Source organism: Frankia sp. CgMI4 (assembly GCF_001756285.1).
In the GTDB taxonomy this organism is placed as follows: Bacteria; Actinomycetota; Actinomycetes; order Frankiales; family Frankiaceae; genus Frankia; species Frankia casuarinae.
On the sequence record NZ_MAQZ01000114.1, the window covers coordinates 50,429 to 69,857 of the forward strand.

General features: G+C 69.6%; 8 protein-coding genes. 3 read left to right on the forward strand and 5 right to left on the reverse strand.

Going from position 1 to position 19,429, the window contains the following annotated elements; all coding sequences use genetic code 11:
- Positions 1–19 precede the first annotated feature (19 nt).
- On the forward strand, positions 20–850 hold the full coding sequence (locus tag Manayef4_RS19245; protein WP_070132682.1) for a carbohydrate ABC transporter permease: 831 nt from the start codon (positions 20–22) through the stop codon (positions 848–850).
- Positions 851–1,008: 158 nt separating this feature from the next.
- Here the strand turns inward: Manayef4_RS19245 and Manayef4_RS19250 are convergent, their stop codons facing one another.
- On the reverse strand, positions 1,009–2,259 hold the full coding sequence (locus Manayef4_RS19250) for a hypothetical protein (protein ID WP_070132684.1): 1,251 nt from the start codon (positions 2,257–2,259) through the stop codon (positions 1,009–1,011).
- Positions 2,260–2,263: 4 nt separating this feature from the next.
- Entirely contained in the window at positions 2,264–4,489 is a 2,226-nt protein-coding gene (locus tag Manayef4_RS19255) for an AAA family ATPase (protein ID WP_070132686.1), read from the reverse strand.
- Positions 4,490–5,029: 540 nt separating this feature from the next.
- Between Manayef4_RS19255 and Manayef4_RS19260 the strand changes: the two genes are divergently transcribed.
- Entirely contained in the window at positions 5,030–6,277 is a 1,248-nt protein-coding gene (locus Manayef4_RS19260; protein ID WP_070132688.1) for a zeta toxin family protein, read from the forward strand.
- A 76-nt stretch (positions 6,278–6,353) separates the two neighbouring features.
- Positions 6,354–6,581: a hypothetical protein gene (locus Manayef4_RS19265; RefSeq protein WP_070132689.1), complete on the forward strand. Its 228-nt coding sequence runs from the start codon at positions 6,354–6,356 to the stop codon at positions 6,579–6,581.
- A gap of 93 nt (positions 6,582–6,674) precedes the next feature.
- Here Manayef4_RS19265 and Manayef4_RS19270 read toward each other — a convergent pair whose 3' ends face one another.
- From Manayef4_RS19270 to Manayef4_RS19280, 3 genes are read right to left on the reverse strand one after another with little or no spacing between them, the layout of a single operon-like run.
- Positions 6,675–10,967, reverse strand: a complete 4,293-nt coding sequence (locus tag Manayef4_RS19270) for a hypothetical protein (RefSeq protein WP_070132691.1) — start codon at positions 10,965–10,967, stop codon at positions 6,675–6,677.
- Positions 10,964–13,945: a helicase-related protein gene (locus Manayef4_RS19275; RefSeq protein ID WP_083282584.1), complete on the reverse strand. Its 2,982-nt coding sequence runs from the start codon at positions 13,943–13,945 to the stop codon at positions 10,964–10,966. The genes Manayef4_RS19270 and Manayef4_RS19275 overlap by 4 nt, the downstream gene beginning before the upstream one ends.
- Positions 13,945–19,389: a DEAD/DEAH box helicase gene (locus Manayef4_RS19280; protein WP_070132692.1), complete on the reverse strand. Its 5,445-nt coding sequence runs from the start codon at positions 19,387–19,389 to the stop codon at positions 13,945–13,947. Before Manayef4_RS19280 ends, Manayef4_RS19275 begins: the two co-directional genes overlap by 1 nt.
- Between the last annotated feature and the right edge of the window lie 40 nt (positions 19,390–19,429).

Genomic DNA, 19,429 nt, shown 5'->3' on the forward strand with positions numbered 1-19,429 from the left:
ATCCAAGGATGCGCACACGATGAGCAGCATGCGGATACCGCGGATACCCCACTGGCGGGCCGCGGCCAGCCATCTGATGCTGGCCCTACTGAGCCTGATCAGCCTGTTTCYGGTGTACTGGATGTTCGCCACCTCCTTCCGCCGGCCGGACGACATCTTCGACCAGTCGCTCCTGCCCTGGCCGCTGAGCCTCGCGAACTACCGCTACGTCTTCGACAGTCTCGACATCGGCGTGCTGCTCGCCAACACCTTCACGATCGCCGCCGTCACCGCCGCCGGCCAGCTCATGATGTCCCTGCTCGCCGCCTACGCCTTCGCCGCCTRGGAGTTCCGCGGCAGGACCCTGTTCTACCTGGCGTTCGTGGCCACCTGGCTCATCCCGTTCCAGGTGACGATGATCTCGAACTACCTGGTGCTGTCGAACCTGGGCCTGCTGAACACGCTGGCCGGCGTCATCGTGCCGAACCTGTGCTCGGCGCTCGCGGTGCTCATGCTCCGCCAGCACATGCAGGCCTTCCCCCGGGAGCTGCTCGACGCGGCCCGCATCGACGGGCGGGGTTCATGGTCCACATTGTGGACGGTCGTCGTGCCGAACCTGCGCCCGGCGCTGGCGTCGCTGTCGATCCTGCTGTTCATCACCGCCTGGAACGAATATTTTTGGCCGGCGCTGGCGCTGCAGCGGGCGAACTCCGTCATCCAGCTGGGCATCCGCGGTTTCCTGACCCTCGAGGGCGACAACTGGGGCGCCGTGATGGCCGGGTCCGGCCTTGCCTGCCTGCCCGTCTTCGCCCTCTACCTGGTCCTGCAGCGCCAGGTCGTCGACGCGTTCGTGCGCTCCGGCCTGCGCTGACCGCGCTGACCGCTCCGGCCTACGCTGACCGCGCGGCCCCGTTTCCCGGCGGCAGCTCCTCGCCTCTTGCCTCTTGCCTATCCAAAGGAAGCCGGCCGGCCGGGTGACGGCGATCCAAGGTGGGCCGCGAAAGTGGGCCGCGAGATCGGAGAGCTCCGTCAGACGGACGGGGTGACCATATCGTCGGCGATCCGCTCGATCCTGGCCCGCAACTCGGCCAGGGGGAGCCTCAGGTCGAGCACGTACGTCACGAGCTCGATGGGCGCGGGACCCCCGATCCGGCTCCGGATGACGTCGCCACGACCGCCGGGCTGGCCGTCGGCCCGCTCCGAGCCGGCGTAGACGAGCCGTCCCTGCCGGGCGCCGAGCCGGGCACAGTAGGCGATCATCTGGTGGTACACGTGTGCGCGCGCGCCCTGTCGGATCGCGAGCCGGTACTTCGCGTCGAGGACAACCGCCGGGATCATCCGCCCGCCCGGGCCCTCCGGCCGGTACAGCACGAGATCGGGGCACATCTCCAGCGTCCGGTCCTCGTCGAGGTGGTGGGTGCGGTCCTGCAGGCGGACCTCACCGCCGCGGTGGGTGAGGACCTCGTCGACGGCGTGGGTCACGAAGTCCTCGAAGACCTCCCACATCTTCACCACGAAGCCGTCCACCCGGAGCGTCTCCCCGTCTTCCCGTTCGAAGGAAGACGAGCGCAAGACCGTCTCGGCGAGCCGGAGCGCCGCATGGTAAGGCGCGTTCACCCGGGTTGGCACCCAGTCCGGCGGCTTGACGGGGCCGTGCGCCGGCTCGGCCACACCGTCCAGGGCGGCGGCGATACGGCGCAGCTCCTGGGCGGTGGCCGGTGCCACCCCGGCCAGGGCGAGCAGCGAGCGGGTGGCGGCGAGCAGCAACCGGTTCTCGGCGGTGTCGACGGTGCGCTCGTCATAGCGCACCTCGAGGGGGAACATCACCCCGGACCGTTGCCGGAGCTGCGCGGACTCGCGCAGCCGGCCGCGAAGGACGGGAAGCGCCGCATCCACCTGCCGATAGCCTCGCGGCACCCCGTGCGCGAGCGCCCGCGAGGCGGTTCGGGCGAACGCCGCGGCGACCGCGGGCAGAAGATCCGGTTCCTCCGCCGCCTGGACCTCGTCCTCGAACCACCTGCCGCGATCCTGCGCGTAGCCAAGCAGAAACAGCAGACGGCGGATGGTGACCTTGGGTCGGATGCGAACCTCGAACGTATCCTCGCCCGACCCGAGGCGCACGGTGCCGACCAGGGCGTTGTCCTTGACCTCGCAGGTACCGTCGGCACGCCGTTGCCGCACCTGCGCCACCTCGCTGGCATCGAGCGCATCGGCCTGGCCCGGGCTCAGCTTCCGCCGCTGCCACCCGGCGCCCTCGGTCAGCTCCACCGGCGCAAGCATGGCATCAGCCTGCCGCGGGGCCGGGGATGGTGTTCGCGGGGACTCCGGCGGCCGGAACCACCGCGGCCGGAACCACCGCGGCCAGGCCGAGGGACTGCCGCAGCGCCGGTAGGCCGTACCGGGCCGCGAGGTCGATGGTCTCGCCGACGTGGTGTTCGGCCAGCAGCGGCAGGATCTGATGTTCCCACACCCGGTCGAGGCCGTCGGCACTCTGGTGGACGCGGTCGCGCATCAGATAGGACGGGCCGATGCGGGCGTCCGGGTCGTCGATGCGGCGGTTCAGCTCGCCGAGCAGGCGGGCCGCCTCGYCGGGCAGGTCGCCTGCCGCAAGCCAGCGGCGCAGCACGGACGCGGTCGGTTCGACGTCCGGATGGAGCCCGACGAAGGTGAACCGCCGGCGCAGCGCCTGGTCGAAGGCGGCGATCGAACGGTCCGCGCTGTTCATCGTGCCGATGATGAACAGGTTCTTCGGTAGTTGGAAGTCGCGCGTGTCCGCGGAGGCATACTGGGTGGTGACGGCCTCCCCGCGGTATTCCAGCAGAAAGTACAGCTCACCGAAAATCCTGGCCAGGTCACCCCGGTTGATCTCATCGATGATCAGGAAGAACGCCTGGCGGGGATTGAGCTCGGCGGCGGTGGCGAGCCGGCGCAGCGGACCGTCCACGAGCTCGAAGGACATCCGGTTGGTGGTGGCCGCGTCACCGTCGCCGCCCTTCACCTGCACCGGGCGGAAACCCTGGAAGAAGTCCTCGTACATATAGGACGGATGGAACTGGACGAGGGTGACGTTCTCGCGCCGATCGTCGGCGAGATGCCAGGCCAAGCGCCGGGCGAGGTACGTCTTGCCGGTGCCGGGCGGGCCGTAGAAGATGAGCTGCGGCCGGTCCCGCAGAAGCTCGACGCACCTGCGCAACCAGTCCCGGCTGTAAAAGAGGCCGTCCGCGAACTCGTCCGTGACCTCGCGCAGATCGTCCCCGCCGAGGGCCTGGCCGGCGAGGGCCTGGCCGGCCAGGTCGGCGTCGGCGCTCTGGGGGGCGGCCCCCGTCGTCGCGATCGATGCCACCGGCGCGGGCGCGGGCACCAGGGCGTCGAGGTCGGCGACGAAATCGGAAAGATCGACGATGCGCGCTTCCGCGTTGCCGAGCAGGGCCGCCACCCGATCGGGTAGATCGAGGTAGTTCACCGGCTCGTCGGCGTTGCGCCAGTGGACCGGCCGTTGCAGGTCCGCGACGCCCCCGACGCTCGCGACGAACACCGGCGGTCCGAGGATCTCCCCGACGTAGTACTCGTCACGGTCGTTCACGACGACGAGGTCGTTCTCCCGCATCCGGCTCAGGAAGGCGTGGTACTCGCTGGTGAGCCGGCCGCGCCGGGCCGAGGTGAGCGAGGCGTGTTCGCGGTCGACCGCCCGGCGCACCTGCTCCCGGTCGACCCCGGGCCGCACCTCCAGCCGGTCACCGGGCAGGGAACAGACCTCGTCGGCCAGCCAGAGATCCCGCGCCAGCGAACGGCCACGCCGGTCCGCGCCGCGCACCAGCCAGGCCCGGCGAGGGATCCGCTCCGGCGCGATGGACTCGACGAGCATGCGGAGGTCGTCGAGCGGCAGCCGCAGCTCGCCGGCAGCCCGCCCCGCCGTCAGGTCGCCGACCTCGACCTCGAACCAGTCCAGCCAGTCGCGATACTCGTCCTCGGTGAAGAGGGCCTCGCGCGGCGGCCGGCCCGCCGGGTCGAGTACGCGCGACCAGCCCTCGGGGCGGAAGCCGCACAGATGGCGGACGAGGCCGTCGACCGTCAGATCGGCCACCGTCGAGAGATCCGTGACGCTGACCCAGGTCTGTTCGGGCAGCACCGCGAGGACGTCGTCCACCRGGCCAAGGCTGCTCCGGTGTTCCCGCCAGTAAGTGTTGTGCTCCGTGACATCACGCCACCACGCGGCCTCGTCCGGGGACGCCCGCAACGCATCCCGGCCGATTCCGGTAGCCTGCCACCGGCGGTTGCTCTCACTCAGATGACCGGCCCTGGCCAGGTAGACAGCGCCCCGCAGGACGAGTTTCCTTGCGACGGCGCTCCGCGGGTCGTCACCTGATCCGCGCCGCCATCCGGGATCGGCGCCAGCATCGGACGCACGCATCCGCATCCACAGCTCGTCCGGAGACGCCTCGCCGACCTCCGTCAAGATCCGCATAACCCGGTACAGCAGCCCGCCGATGATCTCTAGCTGATCCGCCATGCACCCGCCCCCGAGACGATCCACCCGCAGGATCTGATCGGGAGCAATTATTCATCAGGTCATCAGACAACGACGAAGCACTCATAGCGAACGAAACTTCCACTACCCAGAGTGATCATTCTGGTGAGCCAGCCAGGCCGTCCGGAGAGGTATCGAGCCGTCCGTTTCCCGCTGTCGCCGTCCACACGCCTCACGCACCGAACGCCCGTCGCCCCCGGCAGGCCTGCCGGCAACCGAAGATCGATGCTGCCGTGAGCAGGCACACAGGCCGGCAGGAGCGTCCTCACCGCGAGCATGAAGGCGCGCGAACCGATCTGTTTCGCGCGGCGCCGGCTCACGTGGACCGCGGAGAAATACGCCCCCCGATCGCCGGAGGTGATTACAGGCGGCAATCCCGCCCGGCTCGCTTCTCCGCGCCGGGATGCCGTACAAGTGCCAGGCGCTTCTGAATACGATACCGTTGGCCCGGTCACGAGAATGGCTCTCTTCTGCCCCGGGAGCGTCCATGGCTGTTCGCCGGTCTCCGGCCAGGTTACCGCGGTGACTCCGGCCGAGTTCCGTGGCCTCGAAACCGCCCCGGAACGACCCGACGCAGGCGGTGGGCCGGTCCCGGAGCAGTCTCGGGTCACCGAGATCGACAGAAAGCTCGACCTGCTGGACCGCGCCGCCTCCCCGGGCGACTCACCCGAGCCCCGCCATCAGGAGCGACCGGCCGGCCGGGATGCTCCCAGCCGGAACACCTCCAGCATCGACGCCAAGCTGGACCTTCTCGACAGGGCGGCGCTCGCCCGTTCCGGCGGCGGCGCGGCTACGCCGGCGGACACCACCGGCGACCGGCCGTCCGAGGTCCGCCCGCCCACCGAGCCCGGGAACAGCGACCGGGCTCGGATCGAGGCCAAGCTGGCGCTGTTGGAGGACGCGGCCCGCCGCTACCGCCCCGAGCCCCCGGACGCGCCCGCCCCCGGTCGGGAGCGCTGGGCCGTCCGCGAGGCACCGCGGACTCTGCCGGACGACCATCCGCTCCTCACCCCGACGGACACCATCAACACCCCCGAACGCGCCGCCCTCCGGGAGAATCTGGTGAAGGAGGTGATCGGCGATGCCAAGCCGCCGGAGCAGGGCAGCCCCACCCTCGACCTCATGGGCGGCGGCGGAGCCTCCGGCAAGGGCTTCGTGCTCAGGAACCTCGTGGCTGATGGACACATTCGGACCGACAATGCCGTGCGCCTCGATCCCGATGGCATCAAAGAACTCATTCCGGAGTTCGGTGCCATCGCTCAGGCCGGGGATTCCCGAGCCGCTGATGTCGTTCACGAGGAGAGCAGTACGCTGGCAAAGACGGTGCTCGGTGAGGCCATGAACCGCCGACTCAACATCATCTACGACAGCACCCTAGGTAATCCGGATAAGACCATGAAGCTGATCGACGACGCGCACGAGAAAGGATATGAAGTACGCCTRTTCGGAGTGAGCGCAGACCCAGAGCTCGCGGTCGAACGCGCCGCCGCCCGCGGCGAGCAGTCCGGGCGATACGTTCCTATCGATCACCAGTTGAAGGCGCACCGCGGCTTCTCTCAGGGCTTCGAAAGCTATGCAGAAAAAGCCGACAGCGCCTTCCTCTTCGATACAAACAGCGAACCCAGACAGATCGCCGTAAAGGAGCTTGACGGAGAACTTGAGATTCTTGACCCAGCAGCCTACCAAAGATTTCAAGCGAAGTCGAGAATCAATCCAGAGGCTACGGGACCGGCGACACTCTACGGCGGAAATATAGATTTAAAAAACTAGGAATTAAATCCGCAAAAGAACGCAATAATACCCCAGCCCATTACCGTCGCAACCCTGTCGAAATAGGAGAAAAATTATGTCCGAAGAAGAGATCAACGAAAAAGCCACCAAGGAAACCGACGAGGAGTTCGAAGCTCGCCGAAAGAAAGAGTTCAACGAGGGAATGAGAAACGCCCGAACCTTCTCCACGGAAACGCTGACGAAAGCAAAAGAAGACGAACGAAAGGAAGATGAAGAAAGGCGGAAGCGCATCTTCGGCGACAAGAAGCCCACTCTGTATGTCGATCGCTATACCGACCTGTGAGGCTTCGCGGCTGATCCTGGCGGCCCGACAGAGTCGTCGGGATCGGGTGGAGTCAGATCGGCGCTGAGATCGTACGCAGAGATCCGGGGACGGCTACCAGATGGCGTACTGGTCGCCCGGAGCAGGCTCCGTGCCTTGTGCGCGCCGAAGGCGGCGAGGGTGGCCGGGAGTGGCCGAGTGGCGGCGGGCGAGGCCGGCTGGCGGAGCCAGTGGGCTGGCGTAGGCGAGCCCATCGGCCTCCGCGGCGGCCATCGCGTCGTAGATCGCGAGGATGCGGGCCTTCGTCCGCTCGAACCGCTCCGGATCGTTGTTCCGGAAGGCCCGGAAGCTGTCCAGGATGTAGCCGACGTCATCCCGGTCAACGCCGTAGAGGTGGAAGTAGGCGGCATCCAGCTCCGCCCGCAGCTCGAACCGGCGTTCCTCGTCCCAGACGAACGGCGGCCCGGCATCACCCAGGTCCTCGGCGAAGGGCCGCATGTCCCAGGCGGTGTACGTCAGCTCCAGCACCCGCGCCTCGATCCACCGCGCCGACGCCTCCCCCGCCAGCCACCCCACCGGCTCGTCATACCGCTCCGGCGGCAGCACGGGAAGCTGCTTCATGAGAAAGTACTTGAACGAGGTGCCAGCGAATTTCTGTCGGGCACAGTAATCGAGCACGAACATGGAGAAGTTTGCCTGCAGAAGGGCTCCCCGTTCGGATGGCAATGCGAGGAGGAACTTGTCTCCCACGGCATAACGCGGAATCGCGCCGCTGATCAGGGTCCGTTCGTCGGAGGCGCGGGCGATGTCGCGCCAGCCGAGCAGCCAGCCGCGGTTCCACCGCTCGCCGATCTTCTTCTCGACCTTCTCCTCGGCGACCCAGTAGCGTGGCAGCGTGACGAAGTTCGGGTCGGCGTGCTGCTTGGGCGTCGTCCGGGGCAGGGTTCCCATGTTCGCCTGAGCTTGGGTCTGCCCCTCGTACGTTCCCAACCGATGGTCAAAATGGTGGACCRTCTTCGCCTCGATCAGCGGGAGCATGTACTCGGCGTCCTYGCCCGGCCCTCGCGTGAAGACGTTACCGACGAGATGCCAGCCGGCCTTCTCCAGGTCCTTACGGGTGTGGAAATATTTGGAATCGTTGGCCATGTGCAGCATGGCTTTGAACGAGACACGCCACGGGTTCGACGGCGGCGCATCCTGCCAGAGAACCGGTACGCGGCGWTAGATGTCCAGGGTGATACGGGAGTCTCGCGGGGACCGGAAGATCGAGACGGTCCTGGTGTTCGGGTTGAGGAGACGGATCTCGGCCGGTGTCATGGTGAACGCCCGGTCGGCCACGTCGACCATCCGCCGTGATCCGAAGGCGAACGGCACCCGGTCGACTCCGACCTGACGCCCGGCGAGAGTCAGGAGGCAGAAGCGGAAGCTATGGTGCACCGCGCGGCTGAGTAGGAACTCCTCGTTCTCGAACTCCACCAGCCCGGCGAGCGACTCCTTCTCGACGACGTCCTGGAAGAACGGCGCGGTGGTGGCGTCGGTGGCGATGCCGGTGGGCAGCACCAGGCCGGCACGACCGTGCGGGCCGAGGATGGTCCGGGCTGTCTCGKCGAAGACGGCGTAGGTGTTGACGTCGCCGCGGCCGGTGAGCGGGTAGCGGCCCGAGTCCCGCAGCAGTTGCGACCAGCCGGCGGACTCCCGCAGGTGATCCTGGAAGTCGGCGTACAGGGCACGGTCGGAGGCGAACTCGCTCTCCTTCAGCGCGTCGATCAGGCGCTGCCGGGCCGCCTTGTTCGGGGCCTTGGCGATCTTCTCGTCCCGGTGCGCGAAGAACTCCTTCTCCTGGAGCTTCACCCGCTCCCACGGCGGGTTACCCAGGACGCAGGAGAAGCCGCCGCGCCAGCCGGTGCCCGGGTTCGCGTCGGGAGCGTCCGGATCGTCATCCGTGCGGAAGACGTCCGGGAACTCCAGATGCCAATGGAAGAAACGGTACCGGTCCGTGATGTCGTCCAGGAGCTTCGCCAGCTCCGGTGACAACTCCTTCGAACCAGCCATCAGCGGATACAGGAGCTGATTCGTGATCGCCGGTGGCCCACCCTCAGGCTTCGGCCAGACGAACGCGGCGCACCAGGCGTTGGCGGCCAGCAGGTGGAGGYGGCGCTCGGGCATGGCCTCCAGGGCCTCGTACCGCCGCGCCTGCTCGCGGACATCCGACAGGGACAGTGCACGCAGATCGATGATCTCACGCAGCTCCTGCCGACCGCGCAGGTTGGCGAAGTGACTGATGTCGGCGGACTTCCGCGCCTCCAGGAAGACAGCACCCTGATTGTCGGCCAGCAGGGCCCTGACCCGGCTGGCATCATCGTCGCCGAACGCCTTGAAGGCGGCGTCGGGGATTCCCCCGTCCAGCAGCGTCGGGGTCACGCCGAGCAGGGCGTTGCCGACCTTGATGTGATGGTCGAGGTAGGCGAGCGGGCGGTTCGGCTCGACGGACGCCAGCCACAGCGAGAACTTGGTGATCTCGACCGCCAGCGGGTTGATGTCGACCCCGTAGACGCACCGCGCGACGACCTCGGGCAGGATCTTCACAATCTCCGCCCGGGACGGTTCGTCGTCTCCCCGGTCCATGATCGCRTATCTGCGGGCGATCCGGTGCGCGGYGGYGGCGAGGAAGTGCCMGGAGCCGCAGGCCGGGTCCACCACGGTGATCCGCAGGAGGTCCGCGGGAACGCCGGATGCCGCGTACCGGTCGATCACGGGGTCCAGCGCGCTCCTCAGCAGCGAGTCGATGAGCGCGTTCGGAGTGAAATAGGAGCCGGTGGTTTTGCGTTCGTTGCCCGGCGCGTCGGCGAGGCGGAACCGCCGGGCCGGCAGATCCGGGTCCGGCACCAGTTCCAGCAGCGACTCGTAGACGCTGCCGAGCTCCGCCCCGCCCAGATGGGCGAAGTCGACCCGCTGCCGGCGGCCCCGGTCATCCGTGACATGGCTGAGCAGCTTCACCGCGGCGAGCAGCCGCCGGTTGGGAAGTTCGAGCCGGCGCAGCTCGTCGGGACGGGCGTCGCGGTCGTCCGCACCGGTCTCGCGGTCGTCCGCACCAGCCCCGCCGGACCGGCCCCGCCCAGTCGCCGAGCCACCCGTGAAGTACAGCCCGCCGAGGGCCGGCAGGGCGAGCTCGGGCCGGCCGCCGTCGCTGCCCAGGGCCTCCAGCACCAGGACGAGCCCGCGCCACAGGTCACCATGCTGATCACCACGCCGCCGGGAGGCGATGCGGCGCAGCCGCGCGGTGGAGAAGTAGGAGGCGTACCGCCGCCGGCCCTCGATGATCTGATCCGTGAGGCGCTTGCGGTCGGCCCGCTGCCGCGCCGTCTCGTCCGGTTTCTCCTCGGGAGGCTGGGGATGCAGCACGTCCCGGTCCTCGATGACGAACAGGAAGACCATCTGGTACACGAGCCGKAGCAGCTCGTGGCGGAACTCGTCGGGAGTCATCCCGCCGTGCTGGCGGCCGGCCGCCAGCATCGCGCGCAGCCCGGGGTTGGCCTCCAGGAAACCGGTGCCCAGCTCCGCCATGGCCCGCACGACGTTGTCCCGCAGCTTGTCCCCGGCGACGATGCCCGCGGCCGCCGCATAAGTGTGCCAGCGTTCCAGCCAGCAGTCCGCCGGGTTCGGCGCCGCGCCCGCCCGATCGGGCGCCTCGAACCGCGAGGCGTGCGCGAAGGCGAAGAGCACCTCGAAATCGGAGTACAGCTCGCCGTCGAAGATGGCTTCGAGATCGAACTCCAGGTAGGAGTGGCCGACCAGGGCCGCCGACTCCCGCAGGATCCGCAGCTTCCGGCCGTTGGAAAGGATCCCCCACAGCCGGTCGTCGTGCCGGTTGAGGAACGCCTGCATCATGCGCTGCGGGGCCCGGTCGCTCTTCGCCGGCCCCAGCCGCTGGTCCAGATCGCGCTTCCAGGCGGYGAGGTGGACGGGAACGTGCCGCCACTCGTGGCTGATGGCATCGTCCTCGCCGAGGTGGCGCACGTGCGCGACGCGGCCGTAGCCCAACTCGCCCAACAGGACCTGCAACCACAGCTCACGGGTCAGCGTGGTCCCCGTCGTCCCCGGGCCCGTCACCCCCGGGCCCGTCACCCCCGGGCCCGTCGCCCCCGGGCCCGTCGCCCCACCCGCGGTCACCGACCGCTCCTCGGCGGCGAGCCGCGCGCGGAAGGTGCGGTACGCCCCGAGCAGGTACGTCCAGTGGCGGCTGGCCGCATCGCCGAGCCGTTCCCCGGCCGCCAGGTGATAGTCCTCGGCGCGCGTGCCGGCGAGTTCCGGGTCGGCGTCCCTGACCCGCCGCACCAGGTCCCGGGTGAACAGGCTGCCTTCGAGGCTGACGGAGAGGAGCTCGACGTCCCCAATTCTCAGTGTCATAAGCCGGCCCCGGCCGGCAGGTAGACGTAGACCCCGAGGACGTCGGCCCGGTCGTGCGGGGTGACGGTGAGCCCGCGGCGGCGGCGTAGCCCGGCGACCTCCCGGGACCGCAGGTGGGCCTCGCGCAGCGCCTCGGCGAGCCGCTCGCCCTGCGCGTCCAGCTCAGGCGCGACGTCGGCGAGCTCGGTGATGGCGCGTTGCGCCTGCCGGCGAACGAACTCGGGCAGGGCGTTCTCCGGGTCGACGGCGAACAGCCGGTCGATGTCGGGCGGCGTCAGCCACTCGCGGTTCTCCCCGCGGCCACGGTAGCCGACCAGGCGCGCGTCCTCGGCCACGGTGTCGACGGTCTTCGCCGCGCCGGGCAGCGTCAGATGGAACCGGTAACGCACGAGGAGCACCACCGTGCGCGTGGCCACCGCGGAGGTGCGGAACACCCCGCAGCGCGCCCCCGGCGGGCGCCGCACCGCACCACCCKCCGGGTCCGCGGGAGCGCCCGCCCCCGCGGGCCCGGGATCATCCACCGGGGCGATCACCCCGGTCCGGTCGTCCAGCGCCTCCTCCAGCACCGCGCGGGCGAGCCCCGTGACCGCCGGGTCGGTGCGCACCAGGGCCCGATGGCCGGGCGGAACCGGCAGGTCGTCGTGCAGAACCAGCCGGCCCGCGCCGCCCGGCGACACGCGCAGGGCGTCGGTGTAGAGGGGGTCCAGCCCGGTCACGTCGGCGACGAGACCGTCCGAGGTCTCCGTCGGAACCACCTTCACGCCCAGCTCGTCGAGGGTGTTCAGGACAAACCGGCGGACGTCGGCCTGGCTGCCGAGGGCTTCCCGCACGTCGTCCAGCACGCCCTGCACCTCGTCCAGGTCGACTCCGCTGTGGGCGTACTTCGTCAGCGTCCGGGACTCCCGCTTGGCGGCGCTGTGCCACTCGTCGGTCACCTCGTCGTCGGTCCGGACGACGTCGAGATCGAGGATGAGCTGCTCGCCGTCCCTGCGGCGCAGGACCAGCCCTTCGAGCATGGCGATGAGCAGGCTCTCGGCGTTGTCGGGAACCGGGACCGTCACCCCGGTGTCGCGGGCGATCCGGCGGTGCTTGCGCAGCAGGACGTCCAGCACGAGACCATCGATGCCGTTGTCCGCGCCGTACAGGGTGACCGCGCGGACGTACGACTTCCGCTGGCCGAACCGGTCGACCCGGCCCTCGCGCTGCTCATGACGGGTCGGATTCCAGGCCAGATCGTAATGGATCACCGCCTGGAAGCTCTCCTGGAGGTTGATGCCCTCGGACAGGCAGTCGGTAGCGACGAGAATGTGCCGGCCCGGGGTGGCGGTGAGCCTCTCGATGCGGGCGGCCCGCGCCGCGTGGGGCAGCTCGCCGGTGACGGTCTCGACCGTCGCCTTCTTCCCGAACGTCGCCGTAAGCTGCCTGCCGATGTATTCCGCCGTCGGGATGTAGCGGCAGAACACGATCGGGTCGTACCCGTCGGCCTGCAGACCCTTGATCTCTTTGATCAGCGTCGTCAGCTTGGCGTCGTGCTCCTTCCCCGCCAGCTCCAGCTCCTTGGCCCGGCCGGCCAGCCTCGCGAGTGTCGCCCGCGCCCCGGCGGAGAGGGTGTCGTCGAGCGCACCGGGGGCGACGTCCAGCCCGTCGATCGCCTCGGCTTCGATCAGATCGTAGGTGCCGGGGCGGCCCAGYGCGTCTGCCTCGGCCGCCGATCCGGCGGCGGCGGTGACCGACCGCGCGGTGAAGGTCGCCGCCGCCGCGGCCGGCGAGGACGCCACCGATCGCAGCAGGGCCAGCGCCGACCACCACCGCACCCGGCGGGTCCGCTCCCCGTCGGGATTCGTGACCGTCTCCCGGGCGAAGGCGAGCACCTCCTCGTGGAACCCGGAGTAGGCCACGCTCATCCGGTACCCCACGTCGCGGTACTGGCGATCCTCCGGGAAGGGGGTGTCCTGCCCTTGATAGCGGCGGATGTCGCGGCGGCGGCGCTGCACGAAGTGCCGGGCGAGCTCATCCCGGCCACGCACGGTGTCCAGGTCGAGCAGCGCGAGCCGCGGGCTGAGCAGGCTCAGCAGATCCCGGAACGCGTCCTGCTTACCGGAGTGGGGCGTGGCGGTGACCAGCAGAAGGTGGCGGGGGCGGCCCTGTTTCGTGGGACGGTCGGYGATGCCGCGCAGCAGGTCGTAACGCTTCTGTCCGGCGCTGCTGGACGCGCTGCCGGCCGCCGGGACGCAGGTGTGCGCCTCGTCGACAATCACCAGGTCCGGGCAGGACCGCGCGAACAGCGTCCGGCGCTCATCCGTCTTGATGAAGTCCGTCGAGACGATCGTGAACGGGAAGTGCTCGAAGATGGATACTCCGCCCGCTCGGCGCTCCAGACCGGTGACCGTGGACGTCAGGACCAGCTCGGCCTCGATGGCGAACTTGTCGGCCAGCTCCGCCCGCCACTGTTCGGCGAGCGCGGGTGGGCAGAGCACCGTCAGCCCGGTGGCGTCCCCCTGCACCAGCAGCTCCTTGGCGATGAGAGCCGCCTCCACCGTCTTGCCGATCCCGACGTCGTCGCCGATGAGCAGGCGGACCGGGTCCTGGCGCAGCGCGAGGAGCAGCGGGACGAGCTGGTACTGCCGGGGAGTGACCGCGACGGCGGCGAGCGAGCGCAGCGGGCCGGCGCTCGCGGTGAAGCCGAGCCGCAACGCGGTGGCCAGAATGGAGATGGAACGGTGGTCGCCGGCCGCCGCCGGATCCGGCGGCGGGAAACCCACGGACGTCGCTTCGTCCCGGAACAGCCCGGTGACGTACTCCTCGTCCCCACCGAGCGGCCGCACGACGAGGAAATTCGGGTCGTCGCCGGGCAGGACCACCCATTCGCGCCCGCGGGCCTTCACCAGCGACCCCGGCTCGAAGTCGCGGGTCGGGGTGGCGCCGGCCGGGGTGGCGCCGGCCGGGGTGGGGTGGCGCGGCGTCGAGACGGCCGCCATCAGCCGCGCCGCCCGGGGCCGAAAACGTTCGGGTAGTGCGCCACGATCTCCCCCCACTCCGCGTCATACCGGAACCGGACGACCAGCCACCCCAGGTCGGCCAGCCGGTCCTCGGCGTCGGCGTCCCGCGCGGCCGCGGCGGCGGCGTCATGGTGCGGACCGTCGACGAACACGGCCACCGCCCCCGACGGCAGCCGGTAAACGAAGTCCGGCCGCGCCGCCGCGTCCGATACAAGCATTTGCGTCGCGTCAGGTAACCGATAACCCTCTTCGCGGAGGAATGTTACAAGTTGCCGCTCCAACCCCGACCCCGCCCGCTCGCGCAACGCCTCCGCGTGCCCCTCCGCGCCGCCCGCGTGGCCGTGCCGTGGCTCGGTACGGGCCGCCGTCAGGGCACGAAGGATCTCGACCGCGGCATGTCGATCGATGACGGTATGGTCGGACTGATTGCCATAGGAGAGCAGGCAGTCGTAGCAGCCCCGTTCGCAGCGTTCCCGCGCGCCCGGCGCCCGGTCGGTGTCCGCCCCGGTCTTCGGATCGAAATGGACGATGCGCAGCGCCTCCTGCGCCACCTCCGCCAGTGCCTCCGGCTCGTCATGCAGGCGGCGCAGCACGCCCGCGCCGCCCTCCGCGCTCTCGACGAAGAGCATCCGGCCCCGGCCGTCCGGGTCGGGCAGCCGCTGGGACTCCAGCTCCGCGTCCTCAAGCTGGAACAGCGCCTCGATGCCGCGTTCGAGCGCGTACCGCACCGAGGTCGCCACCTCGTCGGAGACCGGCCGGGCGAGCCGGACGACGGCGATGTTGCGCCGGTCCTCCACGTACGGGATGATCTTGCGGGCCCGCGGGTCGTCGGCGAACTCGTCGAGGCCGGATTCCTCCTCCGTGAGATCCCCGGCCCGCAGCTCGCCGGCCCGTCTCTCATTCAGCCACCGGCCGTTGACGGTGTCGAGCCAGTAGCCGACGTCGTTCTTGTCCGCCCGCCGCCGCAGGCCCTGGTTGATGATCCGGATCGTCGCGGTATCGCCGTAGACGAACTCGGCGAGATCCTCCCCATCCGGGCCGCGCACGTCCGCGGCGAGCCGTCCCGGCCGGACCCCGTGCCGGCTGAACCGGAAAGTGGTGAGCAGGTCGAAACCGGCCCGGCGGCGCTCCTCCTCGTCGGAGGAGATCCGCCGGCGATGGGTGGTGGTCACCGTCTGCAGGTGCATGAGCCCGGCCCGRCCGCCGCCCAGCGCCACGCCACACTCCTCGCACCGGTTCACGGCCGCGTCGCGATGATGCCAGTAGCCGCAGGACTCGCACAGCCGTGCCTCGATCGTCGCCACCGATCCGGGGACGCCGTGCTCCGAGCCTGGGACCTGGACGCTGGTGACCTGGTACCGCCCACCCTCGTGATAGATCAGCGCGCCCGGGCCGAACTCGCCGACCGCGATGAACCGGGGCCGTTGGATGTAGGACCCGTCGCCCCGCCGGCTGCCGGGAATGTAGGCGGCCAACGGCAGCCGGGGGAAKGAATAACCCGGCAGAAAACCCTCGGACGCGAAGTAGCGGTAGGAGTAGAAATCACTGAAGAGCTGCTGGTCAAGGGAGTCGTTGGTGAGCAGGTACAGGCGCTGCTCGGCCTCGTAGCGACGTCGGCGCGCGRCCGCCCGTGCCTTCGACTGGGTGGATCGGTCGAGCACCCGGCGGTTCTGCTCCCGCTGGTCGGCGATCGCCTGCCGGTACATCGCCCGCCACCGGTCGCACGCTCCGTCGAACGCGAGGAACGCCCCGTTCACGACGTCGGGTATCCACCGGTCGTACCACCAGGGGCTGTTCTTCGTCTCCTCGGCGAGCACCGCTTCGGCCCGCCGCACCGTGCGGGCCCGCACGGCGGGGTCGTCCAGGTGAGCGGCGAGATCCTCCCGGATCGGCAGTGGCAGCTCGCCGCGTGGGCCCTCGGCGGTATCGAGGACGTCGGTGAGGCCGCGGTGCAGGCTCGCGCCGCTCTCGGCGAGCCAGATGGCATGTACGTGCGAACGGACCAGATCCTCGTTCGCGAGGTCGAGCCGGGGCAGGGTCACGCGACCGGCGACCATCAGCTTCGACCGGCGGAAGTAGTACTGGTCGTGCGCGCTGCCGGTGGAACAGTAGGTCGTCACGAGCGCCGGCTGGCCGCCGCGCCCGRCCCGGCCCGAACGCTGCGCGTAGTTGGCCGGGGTCGGGGGGACGTTGCGCATCATGACGGCGTTGAGGTCCGCGATGTCGACGCCAAGCTCCATCGTCGGCGAGCAGTAGAGCAGGGGCAGCCCGCCCTCGGCCGGGTCGCCCCCGCGGCGGAACGCCTCCTCCCGGTCCTGCCGCTGCTGGGCCCGGACCTGGGCGGTGTGCTCGCGGGCGACGATGCCGGCGAGCTCCGCGGCGGCGTGCGAGTACAGATCGCGGAAGAACGGGTTGACCCGTGCGCCGACGGTGTCGTCGACCACGCGGCGCAGCGGGTCCTCCGCGCCACGTCGACCGTTCCCGGCCCGCCAGATGAGCGCCGACGCCTTCACCCGGTAGCCCGCCGGGCCCCGTTGAGCCCGCGCGCCACCGCGGGCCGGCCCGGTGACCATCACCTGCCCGATCAGGCCATGGCGCTCCAGCACCGTGAACAGGTCGTGGATCACGGCCTCGGCGTCGTCCAGCCGGATCCGGCCACGGTGGCGCGGGAACTCGTGCGGTCGGCGCAGGTAGCGGCCGAACGCACCACGACCGGTGACGTGTACGGCGTCCCGCATGCCTCCCCGGCCGCCCGGGAATGGATAGGCGGTGCGTTCGAGCACCCGCGGCTCGTCCCCCGACACCGCCCAGACCCCGCGTAGCAGATGGTCGGATGTCTGGACGATGCGCTCGTGGCCAGGCTGGGTGAGGGCGTCGACGTCGACGGCGAGCGCCCGGCGCATCTCGTCCAGCAGGATGCGGGCGAGCAGCGCCCGGTGCTCGGGATCGTCGTCGCGCAGCAGGGCATGGGTTGCCGCCCACGACGCCTGGTGCTGGGCGATCTCGTCCAGGTCCACGTAGTCGAAGGTGATGAGGCCGGTCTGCTCGAGGTTCGGCATGGTCACCCGCCAACCTCGTTCGAGATCGGCGTAGACGCGGTACCCGATCGCCGCCCGCAGCGCACGCAGCACGTTGTCGCGCTGGCTGAACACCGGCTCCTCGATCGCGGAGAACGACCGCATCGGCAGGTCCAGCGCATCGGTAACACGCTCGGCAACCGAGTCGAACCGCAGGCCGGCGGGGCCCGCCGCGCGCGCGGCCCGGTACAGCGCGCCGCGTAGCTGGGTGACCTGCACGAAGTCGTTGAGATGCCCGGCCTGCAGGCTCGCGTCCTGGCGGTTATCGACGAAGGTGAGCAGCTTCTTGGCCCGGGAGTCCAACGCCTTCTGGCGCCGCAGGTTGCGCACGATGCTGGTGCTGACCAACGACACGGCCGAGCTGCGGCCCTCGGCTGCGAACGAGGCCAGCTTGGCGAAGTCCTGGGCCCGCAGCTGCTCGTATGAGACCCGGCAGCGCAGGCAGAACCGGAACGGCGCCGGGATGAACCAGGCCGTCATCGGCTCGGACGCCCCGGAACCGGACGCCCCGGAACCGGACATGTCACGAAGGAACACGGCGCGCTCGCCGTCCGTCTCGACCTCGCTGCCGTCCGCCGTCACCCGGACCCGGCGYGGCACCTGATCGGCGAGTCTCGGCAGGACGAACGAATGCCCGTGCTCGTCGACGTCGAACCAGGTGTCCGGAAAACACCCCTCGGCGATGGGATCGGCGGGCCAGGGATGATCCTCGCTCACATAGAKATAGCCGAGATCGACTTCACTTTCAACCGCGGCCGACTCCCGGCGGGGAGTATAGCGGCGAGGGGTGTCCCTGCTGCGCGCGACGACGAGATATTCCTGGCCACATTCACGACAGAAGGCCAGCGGCAGCAGTACCTTGTCCCGCGATCCGGGCACACTCACCTGGTATTGACTGGTGATATACCGGACCGTCGTCGGTTCCAGGCTGACGTGGACCGTGTCCCCCTTGGAGAGAAACTGGTGCAGACGAAAGGCGAACAACGGTCTGCCGTGCTCCGGATGACGCACCRCCGCGCCCTCGACGAGCATGGCCTGAATGGCGCCGGCACAGGTTTCCACCGGGAGATCCGTCCGCTCGGCGAGCTTCTCGGCGGCAGCGGCCAGGGTCGTCGGGTCCTCCCGCACCAACCGGTCTCCGGGACCGAGAGCCAGACCGAAGGTGTCCTCGACCCAGATCGCCAGCGGATCGCCCGCGAGCCGCGCAAAGGGCTGGGACCGGCCCCCGCTCGGCGGTGGCGCGCCGGTTGGGTCGAGCGGTACCTGCTCACCGACCCGCACCGGCGGCTCGGCATCCATCGGCTCGGTATCTATGGGCTCGGTATCTATGGGCTCGGCATCCATCGGCTCGGCATCCATCGGCTCGGCGTCGATGACCCGGGCCCGCAACTCCACGTCACTGACCGGTCGCCACGCCGTCGCGCGTTCGAGCGTCTCACCGATGACCCGGTCGGGCCGAACCTCCGTGCCGAACAACCGACCCGCCACGACGGCGACCTCGCGGCRCATCTCCTCGAAGGACGCCTTCCTGGACATGGTGGCCGAGGTACCGACGCACTGCATGTCCGGTGCTTCGCACGCGTCCCGCAGCCGTCGGGTGAGCAGTGCGACGTCAGCACCCTGACGGCCGCGATAGGTATGTAGTTCGTCGAGGACAAGGAAACGAAGGCCGGCGGCTGCCCCGATCAGCGCCTGGCGCTCGTGCGGCCGGGTGAGGATGTACTCGAGCATCACGTAGTTCGTCAGCAGGATGTCGGGACGCCGATCCAGGATCCGCTGCCGGGACTCGGCCAAGTCCTGCCCGGTGTACCGGTCGAAGGTGACCGACCGGCCATCCACGGGTATTCCCCATTCGAGATACTTCTTCAACTCGTGGAGCTGGCTGTTCGCCAGCGCGTTCATGGGGTAGACCACGATCGCCGAGATGCGGTTCGGGCGGGGGTCACGGAGGACGGAATCCACGACCGGCACGATGTAGGAAAGGCTTTTACCGGATCCCGTGCCGGTGGTGAGCACATAGCTGCTGCCGTCCCGGGCCGCCTCGATGGCTTCCCGTTGGTGCCGATACAGCGTCAGCGACCGCCCGCCGGGATCGCCGGAATCCCTCTTGACCCGGAAGAATCTGCCGCAGTCGGGGTGCAGCAGACCCGTGCCGACCAGTTCGTCGACCGTGCCGCCGGAGGCGAACGCAGGGTTGAGCGAGATCCACGGGTCAGGCCAGYGGACCTTCGCCGCCCGCTCCCGCTCGAGATAATCTTTGATCTTCTCGTCGCGAACCTCGACGAGGGAGTCGGTGAAGGCCGCATAGTCCTCGATCAGGCTCCGATGAGTCTCGAAGACCTCCACGTACTCCCTGCCCTCCTACCCACCAGGTCCGAACAGTGTC